Here is a 7,883-nt window from a genome sequence, read left to right on the forward strand (position 1 = left end):
CGTACTTGCAAAGTTAAGTTCTAACCCACGCAACTACTCATAGCCGAGACCGTTGCCCACAATTTGAGAAAAATCGAATTCATATTATATTCAGAGCCTATTCAAGAAGAATGGAACTATACAGAACTTTATAAAAAAGCGACTGAAATTGGAGCATTAATTAAAGTCGACAAGTACAACAATGAATTGATTTTATCAAAAGTAACGGATGAACTTATTGTTGCTACTATTAAAGCACATATAGACGAAATAGAACCCAAAGATTACTACGACCAAGTTGTACCTTTAGATGGTGGCTTGCGAATTGAAAATGATGACCTGATAATTGAACATCAATGTTGTAGCGAATTAAATGACTATTTGAACTGGAAAAAAATAATCTCGGAAACAACAAAAAAATGGAAAGAAATTTGGATTGGACATCCTTCCGTTTTTTATCGCAACATTGGGAGCAAAATTGAATTATCAGAATACTATGAAACAAATCCAAAAGACAAAGACATAGAAACAAAAATGTCCTTTGAGTTATCGGAATTTATTGGTGAATTGGAAATGGCACTTTCGGATTTGGATAAATTTAAAGAAAGAGTTTACCGAATTATAGATAATGGGAATTATGAAAATAAAGAAGTCCTGAAAAAAGCATTAATTGAATAAAAACTGTGGGCAACAATGTATAACCGCAATTACGGCGGATTCGACTGCGTCCGAATCCACTCGGAATTGCTAACGCCAGTTCTTAACCGAAAATTATTAACTTTAATCCCGTAACTGACGGTTATACGAGACCGTTGGTTACAATAGCGGAATTAAAAACTAAGTGTGAAAATTGTGTGAATTCTGAACTTTGAAAACAGCGGAACTTTGCGCAAAAAAACATAACGGAAACTGAATTTAATACTCGAATCCGAAACGTGACGCTGAATTGAAAATGTAAAACGGAATTGTGCGCTGAAACCAACTCGTGCGGAATTAAAAAACGTGAATTGATCACTGCTACTCTATCGAATTCCAAAAATTGCGGAATAAAACGTGGAATTGAATAGCAAAACGCAAAACAAAACGCTGAGTGAATCTCAAAAAACTGAATTATAACTGCAACCAACAATGTATAAATTCAATTGCGGCTGAATTTCCTACGGAAATTCATTGCAATTTTCTATCTTTCAGTTTCAATCGGAAAATCGTGCCGATTTTCCGCAACTGAAATTTATACGCTAACGTTAGGCACAATTAGAAAAATGAACAGATTAATAATATTAGCTTTTTTGATTTTAACAAGTTGTAGTTCAAATGGACAAAACAACTTTGAGGGAATTATAAAGTTCTCAACCGAAATCACAACAACTGAATTAGCGCCAGACGGATTTCAAAAACAATTGAATGACAAGTATGGTGACAGTTTATTAATGTACTATTCTCGAAACGGAAACTTCCGTAGAATTCATCTGAATAGTGCTGAATTTGGAGCTGATTCTCAATTTTACTATAGGAATAAAGCTAAACTCTATTTCACTAATAAAAATAGTTCTCAAATTGACTCTTTAGATACAAAAGTAAACTCGCTGAAATTATTAAAGAAAGGAAAAATAGAAAATCAGAAAATAATGGATTTAGATTGTGAGTGTTATGAATTCAAAGCTATTAGCAAATACAATCAAAATGTGACTTTGAATTATTGCTACAATTCAGAAAGTCCAGAAATCAATCCTGAATTATATTCTGACCACAATGATTTTTATTTGAATGAATATTATGAGCTTGCCAAAAGACCTTATCTGAAATTCTCAATCAAAACGGAGGAATTTAAAATAACTTACTTGGCGACTGAATTGACCGAAAAAGAAATCGGAAAAGAAATATTTGAACTAAAATAACTGTGCCTAACAACGGCTATAATCCATTGCGGCTGAAATTCCTATCGGAATTTCATTGCAATTCACTATCTTTCGGCTACGGCGGAAAGAATCCTGCGGATTTTTCCGCAACGTATCATAGCCAAACACGTTAGCTGTAATAACGTGACACAAACTACGGTTTTTATAAAAACTGAAATTTGTTTTTTATAAGTTAATTATTTAAAAATGTACAGTTTATGAAATATTTTTCGTATAATTGAAACACGATAAGGGAAAGCTGATGCCCTAACTAAGTAAGCATAATTTGTATTAAACTTTTAAAAATGAAAAAAATCTTTTTAACATTAGTAGCAGTTGTTACATTTACTATTTCTACCAGTGCTCAATGTGGTGAACAAGCTACACAAGTTTCTAATTCATGTGGCATGTCTGGTTGTTTTTATGTTCAACTTGAGCCTACAGGTAGTTTATCTGTCGATATCTCAATTGCTGAGTCTACAAATGGTACATTCAGAAGACCACTTAACTTTAGGGAGGCAATAGCAGTAGCTAATGCTATGGAGGAGCTTTGTTAAACAGTATAAAGTATGAAAGTTTTTTTGTCCTTTCTTGTCATAACATTTATGCTTTTAGGTCATTCTCAATCTAATTCTAATAAAAAGAATGATGTAAAAATAATGTATCAATTCGATTACAAAAAGCACTCTAATTCTGAAAAACTGGTTAGCGAAAATACTACTCTTATTATTGACAATAATAAAAGTAGTATTTTTACCTATCAAAAAATGATAAATCTTGATAGTATACAACGTGTAAGAGAGCTTGATATCACAGATGTAATGTCAAATAGATTATCAGTGTATAGTTTTATTGCATATAGTAATGACTCAATAACCCATTATGAGACAATAGGAAATGATTTATTAAAATTTAAAGAGCCAATAAGTAGTAATTGGAAATTGATTAATGAAAAAAAGCAAATCAGTGGTTATAATTGTAAAAAAGCTATTATAAATTATGCTGGTAGAGAATGGGTAGCATGGTTTACTTCAGAAATTGCTTTGAATAGTGGTCCCTATAAATTTCATGGTTTGCCAGGTCTCATAATTGAGCTCTATGACACTGAAAATATATTTAGTTTTAAAGCGTATGCAATAAAATACGGAGATTTTGAAATTAATAATAACACCTTAAACTATTTCATAACCGAGGATGGTGATAAATTTCAAGAATTAGATAGAAAAGATTTTTTATCGATTAGAAATAAGTATTATCAAATGTCTTTAAATCAGAAATTGAAGTATATGAATCGGAATGAAGAAGGTAATCATGAACTTATTGTCTCAAGTATAGATGGAGGAAGCATTAATACAAATCGTAAGCCAAAAATCAGAAATTTTATTGAGCGTAATTGATAAAGAAAAAAAATATTGTTTTATCTTAAAAATGATATTAACGGCATCCATAGTTTGGATGCCTTTTTTTGCTATATCGCAAGATATTCACATAAGAGGAGTAATTAAGGATTCAAAAGGTCAAGTATTGCCTAATACAATAATTATTGCGAGCTCAACTATAAATGAATCAGACATTATAGCTTTTTATAGTTCTGGTGATGATGGAAAATATCATCTCAAACTCAAGGAAAACTATCCAAAAGATAGCTTGTGGTTAGTTGTAAGACATATGGCATACGAAACCAAAAAGTTAAAAGTACCATCTAAAAGTGCTACAAAAAATTTTAAACTTATTGAAAGACTAGAACAATTAGATGAGGTTCTTTTGAAATCTCCAAGAAAATTAGAAATTAAGGGAGATACTATAACCTATAATGTTAAAGGCATAAAAGCTGATAAAGATTATACAATTGAAGATGTTATCAATAGAATTCCTGGAGTTACCATTAGTGAAAATGGTCAAATCAGATATGAAGATAAGCCTATAAGTCATTTGTATATAAATGGTGTTGATTTACTGGAAGGAAGATACAATATTGCCACTCAAGGTATTCCTGCTGATGCTGTAAAAGAAATCGATATCATGAAACGACATAATCATGAACGCATTAACATTGGTAGAACTGAAAGTGATGATGTAGCATTTAATTTAAAAATAAAGGAGGGTGTAGGTTTAGTTTTTGGCAGTATAAAAGGAGATATAGGAGCACCTCTAATAACTGGTTTAATGGAAGGAACTCCCATATACCTAAAAGATAATTTTCAGAATATCAGTAGCCTTAAGTTTAATAATACTGGTAAGACCCTACGAAACATAAGTAGTAATTTAACAATAGAGGATTTAAATGTTTTGGGTATGAGGCTAGCTAAAAATCCGATTATCAGACCCCCAAATATTAGTGGTGTTGTAATATCGGATAAATTTTGGCTTGATAATGACTCTTATTCGATAACCAATGATGCATTACATAAAATTAATGACAGCACCCTTCTTAAATGGAATTTAAATTATATAAATGAATTAGGCGTAATAGAAAAAAATTCTTCCTCTACATTTATCATTGATAATGATTCCAGTGTTGTTGTTAATCAAGCAAAAAATGAATTGAGAAAACAGCGCTTCCAATTTGGGATTAACCAAGAGGTTAATAAAAGAAATTTTTATGCGAAAAACAATACAATAATTGAATATCAAGACAACACAGGGTTAGAAAATTCTACCCTTAACAGCAATAGTATAAATGCTAATTATGAAAATTATGAATTCAGGATGAATAACACTACATATCTTAAAACGCTTATATCAAAGGATAATATTATTCAGTCTGGTTTATTAGTAGAATATAATCGTCGCTTTGAAACCCTATTTGTTATACCTCCTGTTTTTGAAAGTGTTTTTAGTAGTAACACAATAAATAATAGGACAAATCAGGATATAAGGATTAATGAATTTAATATCGGTGGATTTTCGAATTACGCTTTTGAGTTATCAAACCTAAAATGGAATGTTAATCAAAGGATACAATATAGTAAAATTAATTTTCAAAGCGATTTAAGAGTATTACCTGAACTAGAATCTCAAGATTTTCCATTTTCAAGTGATTATAATTACAATAGATTTGTTTCTATATCTAAAGTCGAAACAAAACTAAGCTTAGGGAAATTAAAATTAAAATGGAGGCTTTCGGGAGATTTTATAAACTTAAATAACGTGGACGACAAAAACAATGAAATATATCAACAAAAGTCTTTCTTTTTGATTCAACCATTTGCTTCTGCTCGTTACATAATTAATACTAAATGGAATGTTGGGATAAGCTATTCCAAAGAAAACAGAATATCAAATTTTTCACAACTTTACCCTGCCATAATTTTGCAGAACTATAATTCTCTTACACAAAACCCAGAGATTATTAATAAAACCAAATCACATTCCATTTCTCATTTTTTAAATTATAGCGATATTTTAAAAAGTTTCTTCTTTAAAATGAACGGTAGGTTCTCAGAAACTGAATCAGAAGTAACTTTTGTTAATCAACTTAATGATGACGGCTTTATAATTACTAATGTAATAGAACGACCTAATACTACAAAGAATGCATCTTTAACTTTAAATTTATCAAAAGGATTCTTAGGGTCATTCAACTCAAATTTATCTTATACGTATAGCTATACGGAAAATGAACTATTCTTTAATAATAACTTTTTAAATACTATCAATTCGAGACATAGTATAAACCTAGATTTAAGTTTTGATAGTGGAAGTTGGTATGCCATAGAATATGATGCAAGACTTAATATTGGAAACTCACGATTACCAGATAATAATGCAAGTAATTTAAATTTCTTTCAAACAATAGATTTGGATTTCTACACAAGTAAGTCAACCAGGATAAATTTTGGATTAGAATCTTCTAGGACTTCTACTTCAACAAGTGATGAAAGAAATAATAATACATTATTTAATACATCATTTTTTTATAAACCATCCAAGAAAGTATACTTAAGAGCATCTCTCATAAATATATTTAACACATCATTTTTTACTACTACATATAGTAGAGCAAACTTTGTAAACACCTCTCAGTTTTCTCTTCGCCCAAGACAATTTACTATAGGTTTCACATATTCATTATGAGTATTATAAGTTTAAATTAAAATTATAGCTAGTTCTCGACTAATTATAAAAATTCTCAAGGATTTTCTATTTGGTTTATGATTTAATAACGTAGAGTATTTTCGTAATCGGAACTTTAAGCTGAACTGAACTCATAAAGCTCACTCAATCGGAATTTCTCATTCGAAACCTGACTTATATCACGCTGGATTTTTTAGCTCATTAGTGCTATTGGAATCGGAATAACAACGCACGAAATCTTACTAAAAATCTGAATTTGTTTCTATCAGTATTTTATGACTCAAAACTGGAATTTAACACTCAAAAATTTACTCAAACAAATAAAAACAAACCAATTACTACAGCTAACAATGTGTATAATTCATTGCTGGTAAAAGGCTTACTTACGAAAGTCCTCGCTGATTTTCTATCTATGATTTATTTGCTAACTTTAGTGCTTAAACCACGCAACGAAATCATACACCAGACCGTTGGCTTTAATGCTGAAGCAAGTTTGCGGTTTGAAAAAAGCCTGGTTTGATTTTCGGATTTTTTTTTTAGAATTTTAAGGTAGATAAATCAGAAAAACTGTGCGCGGAATTTCAAAAATTTTCGGAATTATCACTCAAACGTGGAATGAAAAACAACAGCGGAATTCCTTACTCAAAATCTGAATTGAATTACGCTTGACTTTTTAGCTTGTTTGCGTAATCGGAACTGGAAAAACAACGCTGGAATTGCGCACTCAAACCTGAATTAAAAAACGGTCGGAATTTGAGCAAGTTTGCGGAATGAATTAAAAGCGGAAATTAAAAAAATCCGAATAAAAAGCTGACCGAAAAACAAAAAACGGAATGAATTATAAAAGCACTAAAAGCCAACAACGGCTATAATTCATTACGGCGGAATTTCCTCGCGGAAATTCCATCCATTTTTGCTATCTTTCGGTCAACACCGGAAAAATGGTCACCCATTTTTCCGTAACGAAATCATAGCCAAAACCGTTGTAAATCATAGCGCTCACTCAGACGCGGAAAATCGCAAACCTCAAAAAACCTCAGATTTCTGAAAAAGAAAACTCTGAATTATTACGCGGAGAAAACCACTCAAACTCTGAATTTGACAAACTCTACGCGGAATTTCACTCGAACGGAATTGAGCCAGTTTGCGGAATTTTAAAACGTGGAATCAACAAATATTGAGCGGAATCTCACTCTTGCGGATTGAAAATTGTTGCGGAAAAATCCTGAATCTGAATTTACTCAAACGCGGAACTTCACTCAAACGGAATAACAAATCTGAAAATGCTACAATTTACAACACCGTATAAAATTAATTGCTTCTGATTTTCCTACGGAAAATCCTCGCATTTTTGCTATCTTAGTTTCTCAATCTGAAAATCCTAGCGGATTTTCAGCGCAACTAATCTTATACAAATACGTTAGCTGTAATATTGCATCAACCAAAAACGCTCAATTCGTGTTGATTTTTAGCAACGTAACTTTAAAAAATTGAAAACAGAATTTTAGCCTGTTATGGATCTGAATTTTAAAACGGTAAACGGAACTGAACTCTAAAACTGACTCGTACGGAATTGAATAAATTGCGGTCGAATTCTGTCGCTCAAAACGGAACAGAAACTAAAAAAACGGAAACGGTAAAACGGAATGTTGCGCAAAAAAAAGTGGAATAAAAATAAGTTTTCTTTCTACAATTTCGCCAGCTGAATCACATAAAATAAAACAATACTACAGCTAACAAGGTATATATTCAATTGCTACTGAATTTCCTTTCGGAAATTCATACCAATTTACTATCTTAGTTGCTTAATGCTGAAAATCCTTCGGATTTTAAGCCGCAACTAAATCTATACCAAACCGTTGTGGTTAATGTAAATAAACCGAGAAACTAAATGAATAAAACAATATTTGAGATTACTAAAATGGACTG

Annotated in this window: 5 protein-coding genes; all 5 read left to right on the forward strand. The window is 31.2% G+C overall.

The window, feature by feature from the left end:
* Nucleotides 1–63 precede the first annotated feature (63 nt).
* The 5 genes from WA327_RS07810 to WA327_RS07830 all read left to right on the forward strand — a co-directional run bounded on the left by WA327_RS07810 (nt 64) and on the right by WA327_RS07830 (nt 5,954).
* A complete protein-coding gene (locus tag WA327_RS07810; RefSeq protein WP_336068323.1) occupies nt 64–657 on the forward strand; it encodes a hypothetical protein in 594 nt (197 codons plus the stop codon).
* 584 nt (nt 658–1,241) lie between these two features.
* Nucleotides 1,242–1,877, forward strand: a complete 636-nt coding sequence (locus tag WA327_RS07815) for a hypothetical protein (protein WP_336068326.1) — start codon at nt 1,242–1,244, stop codon at nt 1,875–1,877.
* Between the two features lie 305 nt (nt 1,878–2,182).
* A complete protein-coding gene (locus WA327_RS07820; protein ID WP_336068329.1) occupies nt 2,183–2,434 on the forward strand; it encodes a hypothetical protein in 252 nt (83 codons plus the stop codon).
* 24 nt (nt 2,435–2,458) lie between these two features.
* The gene (locus WA327_RS07825) at nt 2,459–3,274 is read left to right on the forward strand and encodes a GLPGLI family protein (protein ID WP_336068331.1); all 816 of its coding nucleotides are present in this window, start codon (nt 2,459–2,461) and stop codon (nt 3,272–3,274) included.
* On the forward strand, nt 3,213–5,954 hold the full coding sequence (locus tag WA327_RS07830; RefSeq protein ID WP_336068334.1) for a hypothetical protein: 2,742 nt from the start codon (nt 3,213–3,215) through the stop codon (nt 5,952–5,954). Before WA327_RS07825 ends, WA327_RS07830 begins: the two co-directional genes overlap by 62 nt.
* Nucleotides 5,955–7,883 lie beyond the last annotated feature (1,929 nt).

Origin of the sequence: Mesoflavibacter sp. CH_XMU1404-2 (assembly GCF_037029465.1) — a bacterium.
In the GTDB taxonomy this organism is placed as follows: domain Bacteria; phylum Bacteroidota; class Bacteroidia; order Flavobacteriales; family Flavobacteriaceae; genus Mesoflavibacter.

What these genes read in the sequence shown, in the direction of transcription:
- WA327_RS07815 (WP_336068326.1), top strand. Translation starts at nt 1,242, where the DNA reads ATGAACAGATTAATAATATTAGCTTTTTTGATTTTAACAAGTTGTAGT.
- WA327_RS07820 (WP_336068329.1), top strand. Translation starts at nt 2,183, where the DNA reads ATGAAAAAAATCTTTTTAACATTAGTAGCAGTTGTTACATTTACTATT.
- WA327_RS07830 (WP_336068334.1), top strand. Translation starts at nt 3,213, where the DNA reads ATGGAGGAAGCATTAATACAAATCGTAAGCCAAAAATCAGAAATTTTA.